The 21,897-nt window shown below is 72.7% G+C and carries 19 protein-coding genes and 1 pseudogene; 8 read left to right on the forward strand and 12 right to left on the reverse strand.

The features are described from left to right. Positions 1–41: 41 nt before the first annotated feature. Together FB465_RS25380 and FB465_RS25385 are read left to right on the forward strand one after the other, a co-directional pair. The gene (locus tag FB465_RS25380) at positions 42–641 is read left to right on the forward strand and encodes an isochorismatase family protein (protein ID WP_145794150.1); all 600 of its coding nucleotides are present in this window, start codon (positions 42–44) and stop codon (positions 639–641) included. Positions 642–651: 10 nt separating this feature from the next. Next, a complete protein-coding gene (locus FB465_RS25385; RefSeq protein ID WP_145794152.1) occupies positions 652–1,566 on the forward strand; it encodes a GlxA family transcriptional regulator in 915 nt (304 codons plus the stop codon). Positions 1,567–1,622: 56 nt separating this feature from the next. Here the strand turns inward: FB465_RS25385 and FB465_RS25390 are convergent, their stop codons facing one another. From FB465_RS25390 to FB465_RS25400, 3 genes are all read right to left on the reverse strand, one after another. Beyond that, positions 1,623–2,618 (reverse strand): DUF4349 domain-containing protein, encoded by a 996-nt coding sequence (locus FB465_RS25390; RefSeq protein ID WP_145794153.1) that lies wholly within the window; start codon positions 2,616–2,618, stop codon positions 1,623–1,625. 197 nt (positions 2,619–2,815) lie between these two features. After that, positions 2,816–3,589, reverse strand: coding sequence for an SDR family oxidoreductase (locus FB465_RS25395; RefSeq protein ID WP_145794155.1), 774 nt, complete (start codon positions 3,587–3,589; stop codon positions 2,816–2,818). Between the two features lie 50 nt (positions 3,590–3,639). Next, positions 3,640–4,533 (reverse strand): RNA polymerase sigma-70 factor, encoded by an 894-nt coding sequence (locus FB465_RS25400; protein ID WP_145794156.1) that lies wholly within the window; start codon positions 4,531–4,533, stop codon positions 3,640–3,642. 67 nt (positions 4,534–4,600) lie between these two features. Here FB465_RS25400 and FB465_RS25405 point away from each other — a divergent pair, with 67 nt between their 5' ends. Next, the gene (locus FB465_RS25405) at positions 4,601–5,014 is read left to right on the forward strand and encodes a hypothetical protein (RefSeq protein ID WP_145794158.1); all 414 of its coding nucleotides are present in this window, start codon (positions 4,601–4,603) and stop codon (positions 5,012–5,014) included. Between the two features lie 117 nt (positions 5,015–5,131). After that, positions 5,132–7,876, forward strand: coding sequence for an Ig-like domain repeat protein (locus FB465_RS25410; RefSeq protein ID WP_145794160.1), 2,745 nt, complete (start codon positions 5,132–5,134; stop codon positions 7,874–7,876). 58 nt (positions 7,877–7,934) lie between these two features. Here FB465_RS25410 and cutA read toward each other — a convergent pair whose 3' ends face one another. Next, on the reverse strand, positions 7,935–8,261 hold the full coding sequence (gene cutA / locus FB465_RS25415) for a divalent-cation tolerance protein CutA (RefSeq protein WP_145794162.1): 327 nt from the start codon (positions 8,259–8,261) through the stop codon (positions 7,935–7,937). A 140-nt stretch (positions 8,262–8,401) separates the two neighbouring features. Here cutA and hemG point away from each other — a divergent pair, with 140 nt between their 5' ends. Both hemG and hemQ read left to right on the forward strand, forming a co-directional pair. Beyond that, the gene (hemG, locus tag FB465_RS25420) at positions 8,402–9,808 is read left to right on the forward strand and encodes a protoporphyrinogen oxidase (protein ID WP_145794164.1); all 1,407 of its coding nucleotides are present in this window, start codon (positions 8,402–8,404) and stop codon (positions 9,806–9,808) included. Further along, positions 9,805–10,518 (forward strand): hydrogen peroxide-dependent heme synthase, encoded by a 714-nt coding sequence (gene hemQ, locus FB465_RS25425; protein WP_145794166.1) that lies wholly within the window; start codon positions 9,805–9,807, stop codon positions 10,516–10,518. The genes hemG and hemQ overlap by 4 nt, the downstream gene beginning before the upstream one ends. 170 nt (positions 10,519–10,688) lie before the next feature. On the opposite strand, the gene FB465_RS25430 is transcribed toward hemQ, so the two are convergent. The 3 genes and pseudogenes from FB465_RS25430 to FB465_RS25440 all read right to left on the reverse strand — a co-directional run bounded on the left by FB465_RS25430 (position 10,689) and on the right by FB465_RS25440 (position 13,872). Further along, positions 10,689–11,462, reverse strand: a complete 774-nt coding sequence (locus tag FB465_RS25430) for a TIGR04222 domain-containing membrane protein (protein WP_145794168.1) — start codon at positions 11,460–11,462, stop codon at positions 10,689–10,691. A 79-nt stretch (positions 11,463–11,541) separates the two neighbouring features. Then, positions 11,542–12,591 carry a TIGR04222 domain-containing membrane protein gene (locus tag FB465_RS25435; protein ID WP_145794170.1) on the reverse strand — a complete coding sequence of 350 codons (1,050 nt, stop codon included), beginning with the start codon at positions 12,589–12,591 and terminating at the stop codon, positions 11,542–11,544. Positions 12,592–12,617: 26 nt separating this feature from the next. Then, positions 12,618–13,872, reverse strand: a pseudogene (locus FB465_RS25440) (MbnB/TglH/ChrH family RiPP precursor modification enzyme). A gap of 211 nt (positions 13,873–14,083) precedes the next feature. Between FB465_RS25440 and FB465_RS25445 the strand changes: the two are divergent. Continuing rightward, positions 14,084–15,025 carry a GNAT family N-acetyltransferase gene (locus FB465_RS25445; RefSeq protein ID WP_145794171.1) on the forward strand — a complete coding sequence of 314 codons (942 nt, stop codon included), beginning with the start codon at positions 14,084–14,086 and terminating at the stop codon, positions 15,023–15,025. 94 nt (positions 15,026–15,119) lie between these two features. Here FB465_RS25445 and FB465_RS25450 read toward each other — a convergent pair whose 3' ends face one another. The 5 genes from FB465_RS25450 to FB465_RS25470 all read right to left on the reverse strand — a co-directional run bounded on the left by FB465_RS25450 (position 15,120) and on the right by FB465_RS25470 (position 20,615). Next, entirely contained in the window at positions 15,120–17,228 is a 2,109-nt protein-coding gene (locus FB465_RS25450) for a restriction endonuclease (RefSeq protein ID WP_145794173.1), read from the reverse strand. Positions 17,229–17,303: 75 nt separating this feature from the next. After that, positions 17,304–17,708, reverse strand: coding sequence for a peptide-methionine (R)-S-oxide reductase MsrB (msrB, locus tag FB465_RS25455; protein WP_145794175.1), 405 nt, complete (start codon positions 17,706–17,708; stop codon positions 17,304–17,306). Positions 17,709–17,730: 22 nt separating this feature from the next. After that, on the reverse strand, positions 17,731–19,134 hold the full coding sequence (murC, locus tag FB465_RS25460) for a UDP-N-acetylmuramate--L-alanine ligase (RefSeq protein WP_281292357.1): 1,404 nt from the start codon (positions 19,132–19,134) through the stop codon (positions 17,731–17,733). Between the two features lie 125 nt (positions 19,135–19,259). Next, on the reverse strand, positions 19,260–19,721 hold the full coding sequence (locus FB465_RS25465; protein WP_145794178.1) for an indole-3-glycerol phosphate synthase: 462 nt from the start codon (positions 19,719–19,721) through the stop codon (positions 19,260–19,262). 111 nt (positions 19,722–19,832) lie between these two features. Then, the gene (locus FB465_RS25470; protein WP_145794180.1) at positions 19,833–20,615 is read right to left on the reverse strand and encodes a pyrimidine reductase family protein; all 783 of its coding nucleotides are present in this window, start codon (positions 20,613–20,615) and stop codon (positions 19,833–19,835) included. Between FB465_RS25470 and zapE the strand changes: the two genes are divergently transcribed. Then, a complete protein-coding gene (gene zapE / locus FB465_RS25475) occupies positions 20,614–21,714 on the forward strand; it encodes a cell division protein ZapE (protein WP_145794181.1) in 1,101 nt (366 codons plus the stop codon). The genes FB465_RS25470 and zapE overlap by 2 nt on opposite strands. Positions 21,715–21,897 lie beyond the last annotated feature (183 nt).

Below are 21,897 nucleotides of genomic sequence, written 5' to 3' on the forward strand. Positions count from 1 at the left end.
CGACCTGTCGCAGGCCCGCCCGGGTCGGCCAGAGTTGGGGCATGACCCGAGCACTGATCGTCATCGATGTCCAGGAATCCTTCCGTGCCCGCCCGCTGTGGGAGACCACGTCGGACCCGAAGGTCGCCGAGCAGGTGAACCGTCTGGTCCGGCTCGCCCGCCGGGCCGGGGACCTGGTGGTGTGGGTACTGCACTCCGAGCCGGGCAGCGGCGACGTCTTCGACCCCGCACTCGGCCACGTCCGACTGATGGCGGAGCTGGAGCGCCGGGACGAGGAGCCGCTGATCCACAAGACCTCCCACAACGCCTTCACCACCACCAACCTGCAGCAACTCCTCACCGAGCGCGGCATCCGCGAGCTCACCGTCTGCGGCATCCGCACCGAGCAGTGCGTCGAGACCACCACGCGCGTCGCGAGCGACCTCGGCTACCAGGTCACCTTCGTCACCGACGCCACCGCGACGCACCCCATCCCGCACCGCGACGCCCCGGCCGGCCGGAGCGTCGCCGAACTGCTGGCCGACCCCCGCACCCTGAGCGCCGAGGAGGTCATCCGGCGTACCGAGTACGCCCTCGCCGGGCGCTTCGCCACCATCGCCACGGTCGACCAGCTGGAGGCCGCGGCCGGACTTCGGGCATGATGACCGGATCGTGAGCCACATCGTCTTCTTCCTGGTGCCCGGAGTCCATCTGCTGGACCTGGCCGGCCCGGCGCAGGTCTTCTTCGCCGCCGCGGACTTCGGGCACCCGTACACCCTCGGCTACGTCGCCGAGCAGCCCCAGGTCCCGAGTGCCCAGGGGCTGCCGCTACTGGCCCGGCTCGACTGGCCCGAACTCGGCCCCGAGGACCTGATCGTGGTGCCCGGCTGGCGGGCACCCACCCTGGCCGACAGCCCGGCCATCGGCACGGCCTCGCTCCAGGCCCTGAAGAACCACCACGCCAGGGGTGGAACCGTCGCCAGCGTCTGCGCCGGAGCCGAGGCGCTCGGCCAGGCCGGTCTGCTCGACGGCCGCCGCTGCACCACCCACCACGACGTGCAGGAGGAGCTGGCCCTGCGCCACCCCGGGGCGACGGTCGTCCGCGACGTCCTCTTCACCGCCGACGACCGGGTGGTCACCTCGGCCGGCATCGCGAGCGGCATCGATCTGGCCCTGCATCTGATCGCGACCCGGCACGGCCCCGCCGTCGGCGCCAAGGTGGCGCGGAACATGGTCGTCTACGCCCGGCGCAACGGCCATGAGCCGCAGGCCAGCGCGATGTTCCGGCACCGGTCCCACCTCGACGACACCGTGCACCGCGCCCAGGACCTCATCGATGCCCGCTTCGCCGAGCCACTGCCCCTGCCTTCGCTGGCCGCAGCCGTCGGCGTCAGCGAACGCACCCTCACCCGCCTCTTCACCCGCGCCACCGGCGGCCTCACCCCACTGCGCTACCAGCAGACCCTCCGCCTCGAACGCGCCGAGCACTTCATCAGCCACGGTGCAACGGTCGAGGCCGCCGCCCGTTCGGTCGGCTTCGAGGACCCACGCATGCTGCGCCGCCTGCGCGCCCGCCCGGCCTCCTAGCCCGACCAGCGGCCCTGGTAGCCCGCCTGCGGAGAGTCGGCCGGGCGGCGCCGGCCCTACTCGGTCTCGGCCTGCCGCGGCGCCGGCACGCCCGGGGTGGCGGGCACGATCGGCTCGGCGGTCTCCCCGAGCCGACGGCCGGACCGGAGCCGGCGCAGGCGCCACGCCAGCCAGCCGAGCGGCCCGAGCACCAGCACGAACGGCGCGACCGCCGCGAGGGCGACCAGCAGGGCCCGGACGATCGCGCCCAACACGTGCCAGCCGCCCGAGAGTGCGCCCCCGATCGAACCCCAGAAGCCGCGGTGCTCCTTCGTCGGCTGTGTCGGAGGCACAGCCTCGCCCCGGACCTCCAGCGTGATGGTCGAGAGCGAGGTCCGCGCCGAGAGCTCCTGCTGCTGCCGCTGGAGGGACTCCAGATCGGCCTCGCGGCGGCTGAGTTCGCTCTCCAGCGAGACGATCTCCGAGAGCGACTTGGCGTCCGCCATCAGCGCCCGCACCCGGTCGACGCTGGCCTGCTGGCTCTTCAGCCGGCTCTGCACGTCCACCACCTGCTGGGTCAGGTCGTCGGCCTGGCTGCTGCGCGACAGCACCGAGCCGAGCCCGGCCAGCTGGTCGAGCGTCTGCTGGAAGGACGCCGAGGGCACCTTCAGGGTGAGCCGCCCGCTCACCGGGCCGCCCGTCCCCTCCTTCTCGCCGAACACCGACTCCCCGGCCACATAGCCGCCACCTGCCCCGGCCAGCCCCCGCGCCTCGGTCAGCGTCCTGGCCACATCCTTGCTCTGCAGGGCCAGTTGGGCGCTGTACGCGATCAGCCGCGCCTGGGCGGTGGGCGGTGCCGAGGGCCCGCCCACCCCCGGCTTGGCCGCACCGGCCCCCGGGGCCGCCGGGGCCGCGGCGGCCTTCTCGTCGCCCACCGTCCTCGGCGCCTGCGCCGCAGCGGCATCCGCCCCCGACGAGCTCCTGGACGACTCGCTGCACCCGCCCACCAGGACCGTCGCCGCCGCGATGAGCCCCACCACGGCCAGCGCCGGCCTGCGTCTCACATGCGCCATTCCCGTGCCTCCCACCCTCGTCCGCCATTCCTCGCTCGCCGCCGGGCGCTCTTGGCCCGGTGCCCATTGGCTCGCGAGGGGTGCGCACGCCCGCGCCGGGCGTGTCAGGTCATTTGACGGCACCCGGGCCGGACGGGATCCGTCGCGGTGATCGCAACTCGGTTACGGAAAGGTCGCATTGTGGCCAGGGTGTCCGCTCAGCGGGACACCTCGGCCGCCAGGTACTGCTCCCAGGTGCGGACTCCCACCGCGCGGTCGGGCGCGGTCTGGGCGCCTGAGCGGAACGCCCGGCCGATTCGCCCGGGGATGAACACCGGCAGCACCAGCCGTCGCCTGCCCGCCGCCCGGAGCCAGTCCTTGGCCAGCCGGGTGGCCGGGTAGACCTTGGGCCCGGCCAGATCCGGGACCTGCCCTGCGGGCTCCCCCTGGGCCAACTCGACCAGTCGGTCGGCCACTTCGCCCTGGTCCACGGGCTGGAGCTCCGTCCTGGCCGGCACGATTACGACCGGGAGCTTCGAGACGGCCTTGAGGGCCATGTTGAGCAGCTCGGGGAACTGGGTGGCCCGCAGATTGGTCCAGCCGATCCCCGACTCCGCCAGCAGCCGCTCGCCCTCCAGCTTGATCCGGTAGTACGGGAACGGGTTGCGGTCCACGCCGACGATCGAGATGTTGACGATGTGCTCGACACCCGCTCGCTTCGCGGCGTCGAGCAGGCGGTGGAAGGCGGGGATGTCGTTCTTGGGCCGGCGGGCGTCGCTCGCGCAGTGGATGATCGTACGGACACCCGCGAACGCCTCGTCGAGGCCGTCGCCGGTCGCCAGGTTCCCGGTGAACCAGGCCACACCCGGCTCGGCCGGAAGCTCGGTGCGGCGGGTCAGGGCCCGCACCGGCAGCCCCGTACGCCGCACGCGCTCCAGGACCTCTCGTCCGAGGACACCGGTCGCCCCGGTCACCATGATCACGTTCTCCATCGCACGGCCCTCCGTCGTTGTTGTGCTCTCACTGAGGAGGAACCGGCGGGCTACGCGTTCTGTGACAGTCCCCGCGATTGATCCGCGAGAAATCTCAGTTTCTCCGGGTTGCGGACGATCCGGACCCCGACGACTCCGCCCTCCCCCACCTCGACGAAGCCGGCCGCGGTCAGCTCCCCGTCCTCCCATGAGAGGACCACCGGCTCGCCGTTCGCCTCGGCGATCGCGATCTCCACCCCCGCCGACCAGCGCGCGAACAGGCCGATGAGCAGGCGCGCGACCTTGTTGCGGCCGCTGACCGGGCGCCGGGCCGCACTGACCTTCCCGCCGCCGTCGGCCCACACGGTCACCTGGTCGGCGAGCAGGGCCTCCAACTGCTCCAGTGCCCCCTCCGCCGCGGCCTGCAGGAAGCGGGACAGCAGGTCGGAGCGGACCTCCGCGGACGCGGCGAACCTCGGCCGCCCGTCGGTCAGGTGCTGCTTGGCGCGGCGGTAGATCTGCCGGGCGTTCGCCTCCGAGCAGTCGAGCACCCCGGCGACATCGCGGTAGCTGTACTCGAACGCGTCGCGCAGCACCACCACGGCCCGCTCGGGCGGGGTCAGGCGCTCCATCATCACCAGCATCGCCATCGACACCGCGTCGCGCTGCTCGGCGGTCTCCAGCGGGCCGAGCTCCCCGCCGTCGGTACGGACCGGTTCGGGCAGCCAGGGCCCGACGTACTCCTCCCGCTGCACCCGAGCCGAGGTCAGCCGGTTCAGGCACAGGTTGGTGAGCACCTTGGCGAGCCAGGGCCCGGGGGCGACGACCTGCGCCCGGTCGGCGCCGTGCCAGCGCAGGTACGCGTCCTGCACCGCGTCCTCGGCCTCCGCGGCCGACCCCAGCATCCGGTATGCGAGCGAGAACAGCCGAGGCCGCTGCGTCTCGAACTCCTGCACCTTGTCCACGGGCTCACGGTAGCGCCGGGGCTACGCTGAGCAGGAAACGGCACCTCCCCCAGGAGCGCGTTCCGTCATGTCGCCGGTTCACCGTGGTGTGTGTGGCGCCTCGGCCGTCATCTGCAGCCTCGTGCTCGCGGCCTGCGGCGGGCCGGCCGGTCATGGCGGCCCGGCACCGTCCGGTACGCCGAGCGCTCCTCCCGGCGTGGTGCGCGGGCAGGTCGTACGGCCGCCCGGAGGCGACCCGCGCAGCGGGAACGTCGGCGGGAGCGGAACCGCAGTGCCGGTGAACGGTGACTACATCGAAGCCTCCGACGACCGGGCACAGGTCGTGGCGACGGCTGTGACGGCCATCGGGGGTTCCTTCGAGCTCGTCCTGGCTCCCGGCGCCTATCGGATCACCGAAGGCATCTGCGGTGTCAGCCGGAAGGTCGAGGTCCGGAGTCGGGTGGTCACTCCTCTGGTGCTGTCCATCCCCAACGCCTGCTGATCGGCCGGCGGGGTGGAGTTCCCGGCAAACGAGTGTCTCCCGAGTGTCCGTGGACCGTTCGCCGCCGGCCGCTGCGCACCCTCGTACCAACGTTCCGTACGTGATGAGGGGACATGAATGTCGCACAGACGAAGACTTGCCGGCCGTAGCGGGACACGGTCGGTGCTCGGCCGGGCACTCTCCGCCGCCGTCTCGGTGGCTGTGGCAGCTGTTCCGCTGGTCGGAGCGGCCCACGCGCACGCGGACGACACGCCGTCCGCGCCGTCGGCCGACCGACAGGGGCTCAAGAGCAGCCCGCCGGACCGGACCGTCTACGGCGGGGTGCGGGCTCCCAGGGCGGCGGAGCCGCGACTCAGCGCGGCCGGGGTGTTCGTCATCGATGCCACCGCGGCCGCCAGCAGCGGCGGCGGCAACGAGCCGAGCATCGCGGTCAACCCCGCCAACCCCAACCAGATCGCGATCACCCGGTTCAGCGGCTCCTGGAGCGGCGGCGGCAACACAGACCTCCTCTACTCCGCGGACGGCGGGATCACCTGGACCGAGCGGAGCACCATCCCGCCACCTCCCGGACTCGACGACACAGGCGGAGGCCCGGCCGACCAGACGATCGACTACGGCCGCAACGGCACGCTCTACGGCACCTTCCTCACCTGCAAGCGCAACGCCTCCGGCGGGTGTGACAAGACCCGGGTGGTCACCGGCTCGACGACCGACCCCACCAATTCCGCCTCGTGGAGCTGGAACGGCAACCCCGCCCAGCTCACCAGCGGCACCCGTACCAACGCCGACCAGCCCTGGCTCCTGATCAACCGTGATCCGACCACGGCGAGCCAGGACAACGTCTACGTCGGGTACCAGGACTTCGGCGGCAGCCCGGACGCCCGCGTCGCCGTCTCCTTGGGCGCCACCCCGGTGAACATCACCCGGGACAACAAGTCGGGGACGATGAGCCCGCTGGTCACCAACGGCGGGCACCGTCTCGCCGTCGACCCGCGCCCCAACTCGGCGGGCGGCGTTGGCGCGGTCTACTCCCTCTACCAGCAGACCTCGGGGACCAGCCAGCCGGTGAGCACCACCTACAAGCTCAACCGGTCCACCGACGGCGGCACGACCTGGACCCTGAACGGCAGTTCCGACGGCCTCACCGTGGACACCGTCAACAGCGACCAGGGCAACGCCAATTCCTGGAGCTACAAGTTCGGCGGAGTGAACGCGCTGCTCGGCGGCATCGACCATGCGGCCGTCGACCCGACCAACGGCGACGTGTACGTGGTCTACGGTCAGGACGTCTCAGGCACCAACCAGCTGAAGATCCGTCGACTCGCCGACAACGGCTCGGGCGGGCTCGCGATCGGCGCGGCCTCCAACGTGTCGAGCTCGACCAACTCGGCGCTTCCCTCGGTCGCCGTACTGTCCGACGGCACGATCGGCGTCCTCTACGACACCTTCGACGGAGACAACGCGGCCGGCTTCCCGACCTTCTCGGCGCACCTCGCCCGGAGCACCGACCACGGCGCGACGTTCAGCGACACCGTCCTGCAGTCCTTCCAGTCGCCGGCCAAGAACAAGACCGGCTGTACGGGTACGGACACCACGTGCGCCCGGCAGCGCGTCCTCGGCGACTACCAGCAGCTCAAGGCGGTCGGCACCACCTTCTACGGCGCCTTCCCCGGGGCCACCGGCGGTGCGAACCCGACCACGACGCCGGTGATCGACGCGATGTTCTTCAGCGTGCCGCAGGCCACGACTGCCACCCTGGCCTCCTCGGCCAACCCGTCGGTGTACGGCCAGCCGGTGACCTTCACCGCCACCGTCAACCCGGTCCCGGACGGCGGCACGGTGAGCTTCACGGTCGACGGCAACGCGCTCGGGAGTGCAGTGGCGGTCGACACCACGACCGGTCAGGCGACCTCCAGCTCCATCGCCACACTGACTCCCGGCACGCACACCGTGGACGCGAGCTACAGCGGCAACGCCAACTTCAAGGCGGCCACCGCACCGAGCCTGACACAGGTGGTGAACCGGGCGCCCGTGGCCACCACGCCGACCCCGTCGGCGAACCCCTCGTCGTACGGCCAGCCGGTGACCTTCACGGACGTGGTCTGCCCGGCACCGCCCAGCACCAGCCCGACGTCACCACCCACGGGCACGGTTCTCTTCAAGGACGGCACCACCACGCTGGGAACCGGCACCCTCGCGCCCGGCGGTGGCACGAACTGCGCCCAGACCCAGATCACCTGGTCGAACCTGCTGCCCGGAACCCACACCATCACGGCCTCGTACTCCGGCGACGGCAACTACCTGCCCGGAGACCTTGAGAGCCTCTCGCAGACCGTGGCCTGCGCACGGACGATCACCGGCACGGTGGGCGACGTCATCGCCACCGGACCGAGCACCTGCATCGTCGACGCGACGGTCAACGGCTCGGTGGTGGCCCGGCCCGGTGCCGGCCTGTTCGTCGGCAACTCGACGGTCAACGGAAGCATCGAGACCAGGAACGGCACACTGCTCGCGGTGTGCGGGACCCACGTCACCGGCTCTGTGAAGTCCAGCGGGGCGAGCGGCTTCGTGGTCGTCGGCGACCCCGGTGACGACGGCTGCGCGGCCAATCGGGTCGACGGCTCGGTGGAGCTGCGCAACAACCGCGGCGGCGCGGAGATCGTCGGCAACCAGGTCGGCGGGTCGGTGATCGTGGTCGGTACCACGGGAACCGGTCCGTTCCCCGAGGACTCCCGCGCGGAGATCGAGGGCAACACCATCGGCGGCGCCCTGCACTGCACTGGCAACACTCCGCCTCCGACGAACGGCGGCAACCCGAACACGGTGAGCGGGCCCCGGAACGGCCAGTGCTCGATGCTGTAGCCGGACGCTGAATCGGATCGCGGGTGCCCGGCCTCTCCGGCCGGGCACCTTGCGTTTCTCAGTGCCCGCGGGCGACCTCGGCGGTGAGCCAGGCGAGGTACTCCGGGCTGCCGGTGAGGATCGGAGTGGCGATCACCTCCGGTGTGTCGTAGGAGTGTTCGGCCTTGAGGTGGGCCTCCAGGGCCGGGTAGCGGGCTGCGGTGGTCTTGAGCAGGATGCGCCACTCCTGGGCCGTCTCGACCGAGCCCCGCCACCAGTAGGTGGAGGTGATCGGGCCGTCCACCTGGGCGCACGCGGCGAGGCGGGCGGTGACGGCCGAGCGGGCGAGAGCGGCGGCTGAGTCGGGGCTGTCGGTGGTGGTGAGCACCGTCAGGTGGTCGGTCATGCGCCCGATCGTAGGGCGAGGCGGGCGTACGCGCGGACGTTCGCGTCCGAGTCGGCAACCGACCCGCCCGATGAGCTGACCGACTGGCGTGCGACACCTGGATTGAGGGCTTTCCGGACGGCTCTGCAAGACTGCGAGACATGGCAGAACCTCATGTCGTGGTGATCGGCGGTGGCATCGCGGGGCTCACCGCGGCCTACCTGAGCAGTGGCGCCGCCCGCGTCACGCTGTTGGAGGCCTCCGGGCGGTTCGGCGGGAAGCTGTTGGCCGGCGAGGTCGGCGGCGTACGGGTGGACCTCGGGGCGGAGTCGATGCTGGCCCGGCGGCCGGAGGCCGTGGAGCTGGCCCGGGACGTCGGCCTGGGCGAGGAGCTGGAGCCGCCCAGCACCGCCAAGGCCGCGATCTGGACCCGCGACGCGCTGCGCCCGCTGCCCGGCGGCCAGCTGATGGGCGTCCCCGGCGACCTCGACGCGCTGGCCGCGTCCGGGGTGCTGTCCGAGGAGGGCCTGAAACGGGCGCGCCACGAGGAGCGGACGCCCGCGGTCGGTGCGGACATCGCGATCGGCGACTACGTCGCGGCCCGGCTCGGACGGGAGGTCGTGGACCGGCTGGTCGAGCCGCTGCTCGGCGGCGTCTACGCCGGCCAGACCGCCGAGATCTCGCTCCGCGCCGCCGTGCCCGCCCTGCTGCCGATCGCGCAGAGCGGCGGCCCGCTGGTCGCCGGGGTGCACGAGCTGGTCGGCCGGGCGCAGAGCAGCGGCGGCCCGGTGTTCCAGGGCATCCGCGGCGGTATCGGCACCCTCCCCGAGGCCGTGGCGGACGCCTGCCGCAAGGCCGGCGCCGACCTGCGCACCGACAGCCCGGTGGACGAGCTGCGCCGTACCCCCGAGGGCTGGCAGGTGGTCAGCAACGGCGAGGTGCTGCACGCCGACGCGGTCGTGCTCGCCGTCCCCGCACCGCAGGCCGCCCGGCTGCTCGCCACGGACGCCCCGGGTGCCGCCGCCGAGCTGCGCGCCGTCGAGTACGCGGGCATGGCCCTGGTCACCCTGGCCTTCCGCCGCGCAGACCTCCCCGAGCCGCCGGCCGGCAGCGGCTTCCTGGTGCCCCCCGTGGACGGCCGGCAGATCAAGGCGTCCACCTTCTCCTCCAACAAGTGGGGCTGGCTGGACCGCGCCGCCCCCGAGGCCTTTCTGCTGCGCACCTCGCTCGGCCGCCACCGGGAGGAGGCCGTCCTCGACCTGCCGGACGAGGAGCTGGTCGCCCGCTCGCTCGCCGACCTCGGCGAGGCGGTCGGGCTGCGTGCGAAGCCGTACGACACGGCCGTCACCCGCTGGCCGAGCGGTCTGCCGCAGTACCCCGTCGGCCACCTCGACCGGGTGGCCAGGATCCGCGCCCAGGTGGCAGGGCTCGGCGGGCTCGCCGTCTGCGGGGCCGCGTACGACGGGGTGGGCATCCCCGCCTGCATCGCGAGCGCGCGCCGGGCCGTCAACGAGGTGTTGACCCCGGGCGCCGGTACACGAGCCACGGAAGGGACAATGGGCGCATGACTGAGTCCACTGAACAGCAGCCTGCGAAGAAGAAGGCCCGCGACCTCAACCAGGTCATCCGCTACACCATGTGGTCGGTGTTCAAGCTCAAGGGTGAGCTGCCCGAGGACCGCGCCGCCCTCGCGGCCGAGATCGAGGAGCTGTTCGAGCAGCTGGCCGCCAAGGACGTCACGGTGCGCGGCACCTACGACGTGTCCGGCCTGCGCGCCGACGCCGATGTGATGATCTGGTGGCACGCGGAGGACTCGGACGACCTCCAGGAGGCGTACAACCGCTTCCGCCGTACGGCCGTCGGCCGCGTCCTCGAGCCGGTCTGGTCGAACATGGCGCTGCACCGCCCGGCGGAGTTCAACAAGTCGCACATCCCGGCGTTCCTCGCCGACGAGCGCCCGCGCGACTACGTCTGCGTGTACCCGTTCGTGCGCTCCTACGAGTGGTACCTGCTCCCCGACGAGGAGCGCCGCGCGATGCTCGCCGAGCACGGCCAGATGGCCCGGGGCTACCCGGACGTCCGGGCCAACACGGTGGCCTCCTTCGCGCTCGGCGACTACGAGTGGCTGCTCGCCTTCGAGGCGGACGAGCTGCACCGGATCGTCGACCTGATGCGGGACCTGCGGCCCTCCCGCGCGCGGCTGCACGTCCGCGAGGAGGTCCCGTTCTACACGGGCCGCCGCAAGCCCGTTGCCGAGCTGCTCAACGGCCTGGTCTAAGGCCCCCTTGAGGGGCCACCACAGGGGCGCGGGGAACTGCGCGAGTTCGGAAGGTGACGGCCTGAGCCTTCCGGTTTCGCGCAGTTCTCCCCCAGCCTTCGGCCGGGAGGTGCCCCCACGCGCCCCTGGTGGTTTGCCACCTGCGTGGGGCAGCGCCTGCCGTCGTAGGCTCAGTTGCGGAGTGCTGCCCGCAGCCGGGCGTCCGGCAGGGCCGCCGGGCCGACCATCGCCACGGCCGTCAGCAGCTCCTGCTCGGAGTCCTCCGCCGGGCCGAAGGGCCGCGGGAGCCGTACGCTGCGCAGCACGTCCTGCCCGGCGGGCGCCGCCCACCGGGTGTACGGATGCACGTCGACCCGCGCCATCAGCAGGGTGCCGCTGGTCAGGATCAGCGGCAGCGAGAACCAGGCGACGGCCGTGCCCGCGTCCCCGGTGCCCGGCGCTGACATCGCCAGCGAGGCTCCGAGCAGCACCAGGCAGAGCAGCAGCGACTGCCGGACCTGCCGCACCGCCCGCAGGGTGCTCTCCCGCACCGCCGCCGGGGTGGCCAGCCCGGCCAGCATCAGCCGGCCGCCGATCTCCAGCACGGTCGGGTGCGCCGCCAGCTCCTCGCGCAGCGGCGCCGTCCGGCACTGCCCCTCCGGGCCGATGGCGGCGATCAGAGCCCGCTCGAGCCGGGTGCGGCCCTGCGGGTCGACCACCGTGGTCCAGCCGGTGTGGGCGAGGTGCAGCCGGCCGCGCGCGCTCATCAGGACGAGGACCAGGTCGACCACTCTGGCCGGACCGCCGGCCAGGTACGCGGTCTCGTACAGCCCGATCCCCACCGCCTCGTTGGGGTAGAGCTGTTCGGCGCCGGCGAGTGAGTCGGCGGTGGCTGCCACCCGCACCAGCCGGAGACAGGAGAGCACGGCCGCGAGGCAGGCGGGTATCAGGAGGAGCAACCACATGGGCTTGTTGTAGACCGAGGCCGGGCAGTTGCGGACCGGAACGCCCGTCCGCGATACCGAACTGTGACCGGCCGACGGCTCACGACCCGCAGCTGGAGCCGCCACCGCAGCTGCTCGAGGACCCGCAGCTGCTGGAGGACGAGCCGCAACTGCTGCTGGAGGACCCGCAGCTGCTGCTCGACGAGGCGCAGCCACCGCCCGAGGACGACCCACAGCTGGACGAACCGCAGCTCGACCCGCCCGAGCCGCCCGAGCCGCCGTCCGAGGGTGCCCCGCACCAGGTCGGCGTCGGTCCCGAATCGCCGCTGCACGAGAAGACCGTGCTGTTCGACGGCCCGTTGAGCGAGGCCACCCGCGCCAGCAGCGCGGCCCGGAGCTCCTCGTCGTCCAACGCCTGGACGCCCTCCAGCGCCACCGCACCGAGCACCAGCGCGCTGCCCGCCCCGACACCGGTGCGCGGGCGCCACGGGTTGGAAGCGCTCCGCATCAGGGCCAGCTGCCGCACCCCGGCCGGGGTGATCCGCGCCTTGCCCGGCTTGGTGGCGGCCAGCCAGAGGATCCCGAACAGCAGCAGCCCGAAGAAGGCGAAGACCGGCGGCATGCTGGTGTCCCGCTCCTGCCAGGGCCGGCTCGCCCAGGAGACCGTCGCGAGGACCCCGAGCGCCACCGTGGCCAGCAGGGCGAGCCAGAGCAGCCGCCGCGCCCGGACGACCCTGCGGTGAAGGTCCGGCCGGCGCATCAGACCGCGGTCGGCCAGCCGGTCGCCGATCCGCTGGACGGATTCGCTGCGCATCACCGCCCGGCGGAGCTGGTCCAGGTGCCGCTGCCCGGCCGGCCCGGCAGCCGCTATCAGCGCGGACTCGACCTCGTCCTGCACCCGCCCGTCGGTCAGGGTCACCAGCCGCTCGCGCGAGACGATCAGCCGGCCCTCCTGCTGCATCCGGATGATCACGGTGTCCGCGACCCGCTCGGGCCCGCCGGCCAGGAAGGCCGCGTCCAGCAGCGGCAGTCCGCGGCCCGGCAGCCCCTGCGGGTACGGCACCCGGCGCATCCGCTGCAGTGCGGTGGATGCGCCCAGTCCGGCGAGGACCACCAGGGCGGCGGCGATGATGAACTCGGTGTACCACATCGGCTTTCCCCCGAAAGTGAGTTGGACTAGCTCCTCGGCCGCGGCCGGCGCCGCGTGGCCACGGCCACCGGCCGTAGCCACCGCTCCAGCTCCGGCCGCCAGGCCGCCGACGGCTCCTCGGCGGCGGCCCACTCCGCGAACGCCCGCGCATCGGCCCGGTAACCACCGCCGACCGGGCCCCGCCGCGCGTACCGAAGGAAGAGCGGGCCGAACTCGGTGCCCAGGATGCGCTGCACCTCCGGTGCGACGCGCGCCACGGTGTCCCGGCGTTTGGCGGCCAGGCCGCGGGCCTGGACGTGTACCTGTCTGCGGTCGAAACCGCCCGGCACCGGCCCGTCCGCCACCAGCGCGGCCAGCAGTTCGGCCTGCCGCCGGGCCAGCCCCGCACGGGCCAGCACCAGCTCCGGATCGCCGGCCCTCACCAGGTACTCGAAATGCTCAGACATGCTGCAGCTCCCCCTTCAACACCCGCCGGATCGCGTCCAGTTCGCCCGCCAGCTCGAGCGGCGGCGGGAAGTTGTCGTCCCGTTCCAGCAGGACGCCCGGTGGCACCGCCCGCGCGCAGAGCGCGGCCAGTACCTCCAGCACCGGCTCGCTCACCGGATGCGCGTGGGTGTCGTGCCACACCCCGTCGGTCTCGATCCCGCCTGCCACATGCACGTACGCGATCGCCTCCAGCGGCAGCCGGTCGAGCTCGGCGGCCACGTCCAGGCCCAGGTTGACCCGGTTGGTGTGCAGGTTGGCCACGTCGATCAGCAGCCGCACCCCGGTCCGCTCGACCAGTTCCGCCAGGAACTCGCCCTCGGTCAACTCGTCCTCCGGCCAGGCGAGATGGGCGGCGATGTTCTCCAGCGCGAGCGGTACCGGCAGCTCCTGCTGGGCGATCCGGACGTTCTCCGCGATCACCCGCAGCGACTCCCGCGAGCGTGGAACGGGCAGCAGGTGCCCCGCTTCGAGGCCGCCTGCCCGGACGAACGCCAGGTGTTCGGTGACCAGCGGTGAGCCGAGCGCCTCGGCCGCCGTGGCGAGCCTCGACAGCCGGGCCCGGTCAGGGAGTTCCGCCCCGCCCAGGCCCAGCGCGACCCCGTGCGGGACGGCGGTGACGCCGCGGTCCCGCAGGATGCGCAGCGACTCGGGCAGCCGCCCGGCACGCAGGCTGTCGACGCACAGGTTCTCGGCGACCACCTCGACCCAGTCCAGGCCGGGCAGCCGCTCCACCACGGTGTCGATCTCCGCCCGCCAGCCGACGCCGACACCGAGAGACCGGGTTACGGAAGCCATGAGAATCCACCTCCTTCGGAGGGACCGCCGATCGGCGTGGTCACGCTTGCTCGGGGGAGGAGCCCCCGCTGCTGAGGGTGTGTCCCCACAGCGCCCTCGCCAACCCGCTACGGGCATTCTCAGAGCTGAACTTGAGCTTTCCGTCGCTTCCCGTCGCTCGCTCGAAAATTCAGTGGCTCAGGTGTCCCCCGGTGCCTACGGTGACTCCCATATGACTCTGATGATCCGTGACTTCCGCCCCGCCGATGCCGAGGCCGCCGCAGCCGCGTACAGCGCGGGCCGCCCGCACCTGCTGATGACCCCCGAGACGGTCGGCTACCTGACCGCCCATGTCTCCCCCAAGATGCACTACCGGCTGCTGGTCGCCGAACTCGACGGCCGGGTGGTCGGCACCGTCCGCTGCGGCGTGCATGCCGACAGCAGCACGCCGGGGCAGGGCTTCGCCAACGTGAGCGTGCTCCCCGAGCACCGCCGCCAGGGGGCCGGCGGGGCGCTGCTGCAGGCGGCGGAGAAGCACCTGGCGGCGTACGGGGTGACGCAGGTCCACGCCTGGGCCGACGACGAGCCCGCCGCCCAGGACTTCGCCGCGAGGCGCGGCTACCGGCGCGGCCGGATCTGCCACTTCGCCCACCTCGACCTCACGGCAGGACTCCGGCCGGTGCCGCCGCTGCCCTCGGGCATCGAACTGCGCCAGGCCACCGAGTACCTGGACGACCCGTACCCGCTGTACGAGGTCGACGTCGCGGGCGCCCTGGACGAGCCCGGTGACGTCGACGCGTCGGAGCAGGAGTACGAGGCCTGGCTGGCCGAGATCTGGAACCGTCCCGACCTCGACCGCGAGCTCACCGTCGTCGCGGTGGCCGACGGCCGGCCGGTCGCCTTCAGCGCCGTCCAGACCGACGGTGGCTCCCGCTACTGGTCCGCCTTCACCACCACCCGGGCGGAGTACCGGGGGCGCGGCCTGGCCAAGCTGGCCAAGACCCACTCCCTCCACCGCGCCCTCGCCGCGGGTCTCACCGACGCCTACACCAACAACGACGCCACCAACGCCCCGATGCTGGCCATCAACGACTGGCTCGGCTACCGGCGCTGCGCGAGCGAGTGGAAGTTCATCCGCGACCTGTCCGCGGACGGCAACACTCCAGCACCTTAGGGGGCTCCGCCAGGCGGGCATCCGATCAGGATTGGGCAGCCCCTGTGGTTGGCCCGCCGCCCTCACCTACGGGCGCGGCGGGCCGCTGGACAGGTCAGGCGACGTCCACCCCGTGGGCGCGGGCCAGGCCCGCCAGGCCGTCGGCCCAGCCCTGGCCGACGGCGCGCAGCTTCCAGACCTCGCGGTGCCGGTAGAGCTCGGCGACCAGCATGGCCGAGATCGCCGGATCGGCCGGCGGGCTGAAGGCCCAGGCCGAGCCGGCGGCTCCGCGTACCTCCAGGCCGGCCTCGCGCAGGTCGGCGCAGCTGGCCCCCGAGTCGGAGTCCATGTTGACCGAGACGGCGATGCGGTCCACGGCCGCCGGGAGCGCCGGGACGCGTAGCGTCGCCCGCTCCGAGGAGCGGCCCGCGGTGCTCTCCTTCGGATGCAGCGTCACGCTGCCGTTCGCCGCACTCGGCTGGTGGTAGAAGACGAAGTCCTCGTCGCTGCGGACCACACCGTCGGCGGTGAGCAGCAGCAGGGTGAGGTCGGCCTCCGCCCCGGTGGAGCTGAAGCGGACGGACACCTCGGTGAGGTCGGCGGCGGGGATGACCGCGTTCTCGCCGGGTGACAGCGACACCGCCGGCGCCTGGGGGGACGGTACGGCGGGCCCGCCGAGCCGTCCGCGCAGCCCGTGCTCCTTGAGCAGGCCGACCAGCGTCGGGCCGTCGATCAGGGTCAGCGGCTTGCCCTCGACCCAGCGGCGCGAGCCCGGCCCGAAGCCCGAGGTGGTCACCAGGATGCCCAACTTGGCACCCTGGCGGACCATCGTGGCATCGAGGTCGCGGACCGCCGTGGGCGGCACGGTGTGCCGGTAGCGCTTGGCCTGGATGACGATCTGGCCGCCGGTGACCGGATCGGGGTCCTCGGCCAGGACGTCCACGCCTTCGTCCCCGCTGCGGGCGGTGGTCCTGGTCCGCAGCCCGCGCGCTCGGAACAGCTCGGCGATGAGCTCCTCGAAGGCGATCGGGTCCATCTCGAACAGGTCGGGCTCGTCCTCCGAGGCATCCTCGCGGTGGGCCCCGACCTCGTCCGCGAGCCGCTCGGTCCGCACCGCTTCGGACTTGTCGGGCCGGGCGGAGAGCCGCCCGCCCAGGCCGTCCACCAGGCAGCTGACGGCCTCCACCCGCTCCAGGTCGACCGCGAGGAAGTCGGCTCGCTCGACCATGACCGAGACGAGGTAGCGCTGCTCCTCCCGCCCGGTGGCCGGGTTGACCGCCGCCGCATAGCCGTTGAGGGCCACCGAGTCGAGACGCTGCTCGGCGTCCGCGCGGAACAGCTCGGCGAGCACCCGGAGCGCGCACTGGGCGAGCACCTCGCGGTACAGCTCCCGGCTCTTGGTGGCCGGGCGGGCGACGTCCACGTCGCGGTCGTCGGTCTTCACGTACCGGATCCGGGAGAGCGGCGGCACCACCTCGAAGTCGGGCAACTGCCAGTCGACGACGAGCTGGCGGGCTCCCTCGTCCCAGGCCAGTGTCCCGTCCTTCGGGAACTCCTCCGGCCAGTCCGTACGCCAGAACAGCGCCGTCTCGAAGAACTCGGTGACCCCGCCCGCCGCGAGCCTGGCGGCCTGGCCGGTGTACTCACCGGCGAGGCGCTGCTGCTCCGCGGCCCAGGAGTCGTACTGCGCCCGGTACTCGCCGAGCCGCTGCAGGCGCTGCTGGTCGGCGGCCTGGGCCGCGCGCCAGTCGTACTCGAACCGCGCCTGGGCGTGGGCCGCCTGCTCGTCGTACTGGCGGCGGGCCATGGGGTTGAGCGCCTGCGCCCCGGTCAGGGGCGGTATCCGGTACCAGGCCGGGTCCGGCATCGGGACGGGTGTGCCGAGGGGGCCGGGGTCGAAGGGCGCCAGGCGGACGGGCTCCTGCAGGTCCGCGAGGCTGAACGGCCGCCCGCGCAGCCCGGTGGCCAGGATGCCCTGCAACTCGGCGACCCGGTCGTCCAGTTCGGCCGTCCGCCGGGCGGCATCGGCCTCCCGCCCCTGCTGGTAGGCCCGCAGGGCCTCCTTCTCGCCCTGGGCGGCCGCCCGCTGCGCGTCGCGCTGGGCCCGCTCGTACTGGCGCTGCGCGGCGACGGCGGCCCGTCGCTGCGCCTCCTGTTGGCGTTGCTGCTGACGCTGCGCCTCCGCCAGGATTCCCAGTACTCCGGAGCTGCGACGCCGTGCCACCGTGGTCCTCTCTTGCCAGACTGACGGATGATCAGTCTGGCACGAACCGGGACCACGGCGACAGCCGTCCGGCGGCTACTCCGCGGGCTTGAGGGTCAGCGAGATGCTGTTGATGCAGTACCGCTGGTCCGTCGGCGTGCCGTAGCCCTCGCCCTCGAAGACGTGCCCGAGGTGCCCGCCGCAGCGCGCGCAGCGGACCTCGACCCGGCGCATGCCGAGCGTGGTGTCCTCGATGTACTCGACCCGGTCCTCGGCCAGCGGCGCGTAGTACGACGGCCAGCCGCAGTGGCTGTCGAACTTGGTCTCGCTGCTGAACAGCTCGTAACCGCAGGCCCGGCAGCTGTACACGCCCACCGTCTTGGTGTCGGTGTACTCGCCGACGAAGGGCCGCTCGGTGCCGGCCTCGCGGAGCACGTGGTACTCCTCGGGGCTGAGCTCGGCGCGCCACTCGGCGTCGGTCTTCTCGATCTCGTAGCTCACGGCGTGCTCCCTCGGGACGGTGTCAGGCCTTGGTTGCAACGCTCGCGAGCTGGGTCAGGATTTCCGGGCCCAGGTTGGTGACGTCCCCGGCGCCCATGGTCAGCACCAGGTCGCCGGGCTTCGCCAGGCCTGCCAGCAGCGCGGGGGCGGCCGCGAAGACGTGCTCGGCCCGGACGTCGGCGCCGGCCCGGAGCGCCGCGTCGATGATCAGCTCGCTGGTGACGCCGGGGATCGGGTCCTCGCGCGCCGGGTAGATGTCGAGCACCACCGAGGCGTCGGCCATGGCGAGGGCCTGCCCCATCTCCTCGGCGAGCTGCTGGGTCCGGCTGAACAGGTGCGGCTGGAAGACCACCAGCACCCGCCCGTCGGCCGCCTCGCGGATCGCCTCCAGGTCGGCGGCCATCTCGGTCGGGTGGTGGGCGTAGGAGTCGATCACCTGGACGCCCGCGGCCTCGCCCTTGAGCTGCAGACGGCGGCGCACACCGGTGTAGCTGCCGATGGCCTTGGCCAGGTCGGCGGCCGGGATGCCCAGCGCCACACCCGCCGCCAGCGCGGCGACGGCGTTGTGGGCGTAGTGACGGCCGGGGACGGAGACCGTGAAGGCCAGCTCGGCGCCGTCCAGCAGGACGGTGACCTCGCTGGTCATCCCGCGCGCGACCACCGACAGCACCCGGACGTCCGCGTCCTCGGCGGCGCCGACGGTGACCACGTTCAGGCCCTCCCGGCCGGTCACCCGGGCCGTCAGCTCGCGGGCGCCGGCGTGGTCGGCGGAGACCACCAGGGTGCCGCCGGGGACGATCCGGCCGACGAAGGTCTCGAAGGACTCGTAGATCTCGTCCATCGAGGCGTAGTTGGCGTGGTGGTCCAGCTCCACGTTGAGGACGATCGCGACCTCGGGGGCGTACTTGTGGAAGCTGCGGTCGCTCTCGTCAGCCTCGGCCACGAAGATGTCGCCGACGCCGTGGTGGGCGTTGGAGCCCGGCACGTCCAGGTCGCCGCCGATCGCGTACGAGGGGTCGAGGCCCAGCTCGGCGAGGCTGACGGCGAGCATGCTGGTGGTGGTGGTCTTGCCGTGCGTACCGGCCACGGCCAGCGCCCGGCGGCCGCCCATCAGCGCGGCCAGCGCGTCGGAACGGTGCACCACCGGGATGCCGCGCTCACGGGCGGCGACCAGCTCGGGGTTGTCGGCGCGGATCGCGCTGGAGACGACGATGCTGCTGGTCCCGGCCGGGACGTTCTCGGCGGCGTGCCCGACGTACACGTCCGCGCCCAGCGCCCGCAGGGCGAGGACGGTCTCGGACTCCTTGGCGTCGCTGCCGGAGACCTTGGCTCCGCGGACCGCGAGGATCTTCGCCAGGCCGGACATGCCCGCCCCGCCGATGCCGATGAAGTGCGGGGCGTGCAGGTCGTGGGCGGCGTCGTTCAAGAGAGTGCTCCGTACAGACGGGGAGGGGAGAAGGGCGAATCGTCCTCGCGGGCGTTCCGCAAGGACGATTCTGCACTACCGGACGATGGGCCCCTCCTGCCCGTTGGCGGGCGAGGAGGGAGGGATCAGGAGTCGCTGGCGAAGAGCTTGAGCACCGGGACGCCCACCTTGTGTCTGGCCTGGGAGGCCCAGTCGCGGTGGAAGAACTCCTCGACGAAGTGCGGCGAGGTCAGGACCAGTACCTCGTCGGCACTGGTCTCCTCGACCACCTCACGCAGTCTGTCCAGCGGGCTCTCCTCGACCACCTCACCGGTCGCCTCGGCACCTTTGGCACGCAGGTGGCGCAGGCTGTGCTCCAGCGACTCGCTCGCCAGCGTGGGCGCGTGCTCGGTCTCGTCGTGCTCGTGAACCACCTTGTCGAGATGGCCCAGGGCCACGTCGTCGAGTGCGCGGAGCAGTTCGTCCTGCTTGCCGCGCGGTTGCATCAGGACGACGAAGGAGACCTTCTCGTCGCCGTGGAGCGTGGTGACCAGCTCCACATCGGCGTCGGAGAGCGCCTTTTCGATCATCAGTACGGTCTTGAACACGTGAGTCCCTTCGCAGTTGCAGGCCCCCGGGTCCGGTGTCCCTTCCCATACTGCCCGGAGGAAGCTTTCCCCACGCTGCACACGCGCCACATGGGCCACGTAGGGGCCAAATCACGGGGAATCGGGCGCGGAACCGGCCTGACGCAGGTAACGAGTGAAGAGGAATCCTTTCTGCTCGATCAGTGACACCAGCCGCATCCGCTGCGCCGCGGGCATCTGCGGCCCCTGGAGGATCCGCGGCGCGTCGCCCCCGCTGAGCAGCGGCGCCAGCGACAGGCACAGCTCGTCCAGCAGGCCGTCCGCCGCCAGCTGCGCGAGCAGCCGCGGACCGCCCTCGGTGAGCTGCCGGGTCCAGCCCCGGTCGGCGAGCGCGGCGACCGCCGCCGGCAGGTCCACCGACCCCTCGCCCGCCACGACCACGTCGGCCAGCTCGGCCACCGCCTTGCGGGCCTCGGCGGGGGAGTCCTCGGTCGTGATCACCACCGTCCGCACCAGCGGTTCGGTGAACAGCGGTGCCGCCAGGTCGAGGGTGAGACTGCGGCTGACGATCGCGATGGCCGGAGCCGGCGCCTGCCCGGCCGCGGCCCGGGCCGCCGCGAAATCCGCCCGCGCCCGAGCCGGCCGGTACCCCTCGGCCCGTACCGTCTCCGCACCCACCAGCACCACGTCCGCGAGCGCCCGCAGGACACCGAAGATCCGCTTGTCGGCGTCCCCGGACAGTCCCTCGGACAGCCCCGCCAACCGGGCCGCCCCGTCCAGCCCCGACACCATGTTGGCCCGGAGCCAGCCACGGCCGTGCTCCACCTGCTCGGGGTACGCGTACACGGCGGCGAGCGCCTCCAGCGACTCGACGTCGTCCTGAGGTGTGCCGAACGGGCTGATCAGCTGCTGCATGAGATCGAGTCTTCCACGGCCGGTACCCTCTACTAACGTGCCCGCTGCCTCCCGCCCCGAAGCCATAACCGCGACCCCGCTCGCGCTCACCGACCGCCGTCCGGTGGTGCCCGCCGAGCGGCTGGTCGCCGAGATGGTCCCGCCGCCGCGTTTCTCCGGCGTCAGCTTCGGCACCTACCTGCCGGACAGCTCCCAGCCCAGCCAGTACGAGGCCGTGCAGGTGCTGGAGGAGTTCGCCGCGGCGCTGAACAACGGCAGCGGCGGGGCGCCCAAGCGCAGCTGGTTCCGCCGCTCGGCCCCGGCGCCCAGCGGCCCGGCCGGGGTCTACCTGGACGGCGGGTACGGCGTCGGCAAGACCCACCTGCTCGCCTCGCTCTGGCACGCCACCCCGGGCCCCAAGGCCTTCGGCACCTTCGTCGAGCTGACCAACCTGGTCGGCGCGCTCGGCTTCCAGCAGGCCGTGCAGACCCTCTCCGGTCACAAGCTGCTCTGCATCGACGAGTTCGAGCTGGACGACCCGGGCGACACCGTCCTGGTCTCCACCCTGCTCGGCCGCCTGGTCGACAACGGGGTCAAGCTCTGCGCCACCTCCAACACCCTGCCCGAGAAGCTCGGCGAGGGCCGGTTCGCCGCCGCCGACTTCCTGCGCGAGATCCAGGGCCTCTCCGCGCACTTCCGGCCGCTGCGGATCGACGGTCAGGACTACCGGCACCGCGGCCTGCCCGAGGCGCCGCCGCCGTACTCCGACGAGTCGGTCGAGGCCGCCGCCGCCCGGATCCCCGGGGCCTCCCTCGACGACTTCGGCACCCTGCTCGGGCACCTCTCCGCCGTCCACCCGAGCCGGTACGGCGCCATGCTGGACGACGTCCACGCGGTCTGCCTCAGCGGCGTCCGGCAGGTCGAGGACCAGTCCACCGCGCTGCGGCTGGTGGTCCTCGCGGACCGGATGTACGACCGCGAGCTGCCGGTCGTCGCCTCCGGTGTCCCGTTCGACCAGGTCTTCTCCGAGGAGATGCTGCGCGGCGGCTACCGCAAGAAGTACCTCCGGGCGGTCTCCCGCCTCGTCGCGCTGGCGCGCGACAGCTCGAAGCTGACCTGACCCACGCGAGCGGGTCCCCACAGGGGCGCGGGGAACTGCGCGACCGGGGCCCGACGAAGGTGCACGGTTGATCGCGCAGTTCCCCGCGCCCCTGCTGTGGTTACCCCTCTGCGTACGGGTTGCCGCTTCGAGTACGGGTTGCCCGCAGAGTTTCCCCGGTTGTCGGTGGTGGGTCGTACGGTG

The sequence above is a fragment of the Kitasatospora atroaurantiaca genome, assembly GCF_007828955.1.
Taxonomy (GTDB): domain Bacteria; phylum Actinomycetota; class Actinomycetes; order Streptomycetales; family Streptomycetaceae; genus Kitasatospora; species Kitasatospora atroaurantiaca.

Bases quoted from the DNA above. Each gene is read 5' to 3' on its own strand.
- FB465_RS25380 (WP_145794150.1), top strand. From the start codon at position 42: ATGACCCGAGCACTGATCGTCATCGATGTCCAGGAATCCTTCCGTGCC.
- FB465_RS25390 (WP_145794153.1), bottom strand. From the start codon at position 2,618: ATGGCGCATGTGAGACGCAGGCCGGCGCTGGCCGTGGTGGGGCTCATC.
- FB465_RS25395 (WP_145794155.1), bottom strand. From the start codon at position 3,589: ATGGAGAACGTGATCATGGTGACCGGGGCGACCGGTGTCCTCGGACGA.
- FB465_RS25405 (WP_145794158.1), top strand. From the start codon at position 4,601: ATGTCGCCGGTTCACCGTGGTGTGTGTGGCGCCTCGGCCGTCATCTGC.
- FB465_RS25410 (WP_145794160.1), top strand. From the start codon at position 5,132: ATGTCGCACAGACGAAGACTTGCCGGCCGTAGCGGGACACGGTCGGTG.
- cutA (WP_145794162.1), bottom strand. From the start codon at position 8,261: ATGACCGACCACCTGACGGTGCTCACCACCACCGACAGCCCCGACTCA.
- hemG (WP_145794164.1), top strand. From the start codon at position 8,402: ATGGCAGAACCTCATGTCGTGGTGATCGGCGGTGGCATCGCGGGGCTC.
- hemQ (WP_145794166.1), top strand. From the start codon at position 9,805: ATGACTGAGTCCACTGAACAGCAGCCTGCGAAGAAGAAGGCCCGCGAC.
- FB465_RS25430 (WP_145794168.1), bottom strand. From the start codon at position 11,462: ATGTGGTTGCTCCTCCTGATACCCGCCTGCCTCGCGGCCGTGCTCTCC.
- FB465_RS25435 (WP_145794170.1), bottom strand. From the start codon at position 12,591: ATGTGGTACACCGAGTTCATCATCGCCGCCGCCCTGGTGGTCCTCGCC.
- FB465_RS25445 (WP_145794171.1), top strand. From the start codon at position 14,084: ATGACTCTGATGATCCGTGACTTCCGCCCCGCCGATGCCGAGGCCGCC.
- zapE (WP_145794181.1), top strand. From the start codon at position 20,614: ATGAGATCGAGTCTTCCACGGCCGGTACCCTCTACTAACGTGCCCGCT.
- FB465_RS25470 (WP_145794180.1), bottom strand. From the start codon at position 20,615: ATGCAGCAGCTGATCAGCCCGTTCGGCACACCTCAGGACGACGTCGAG.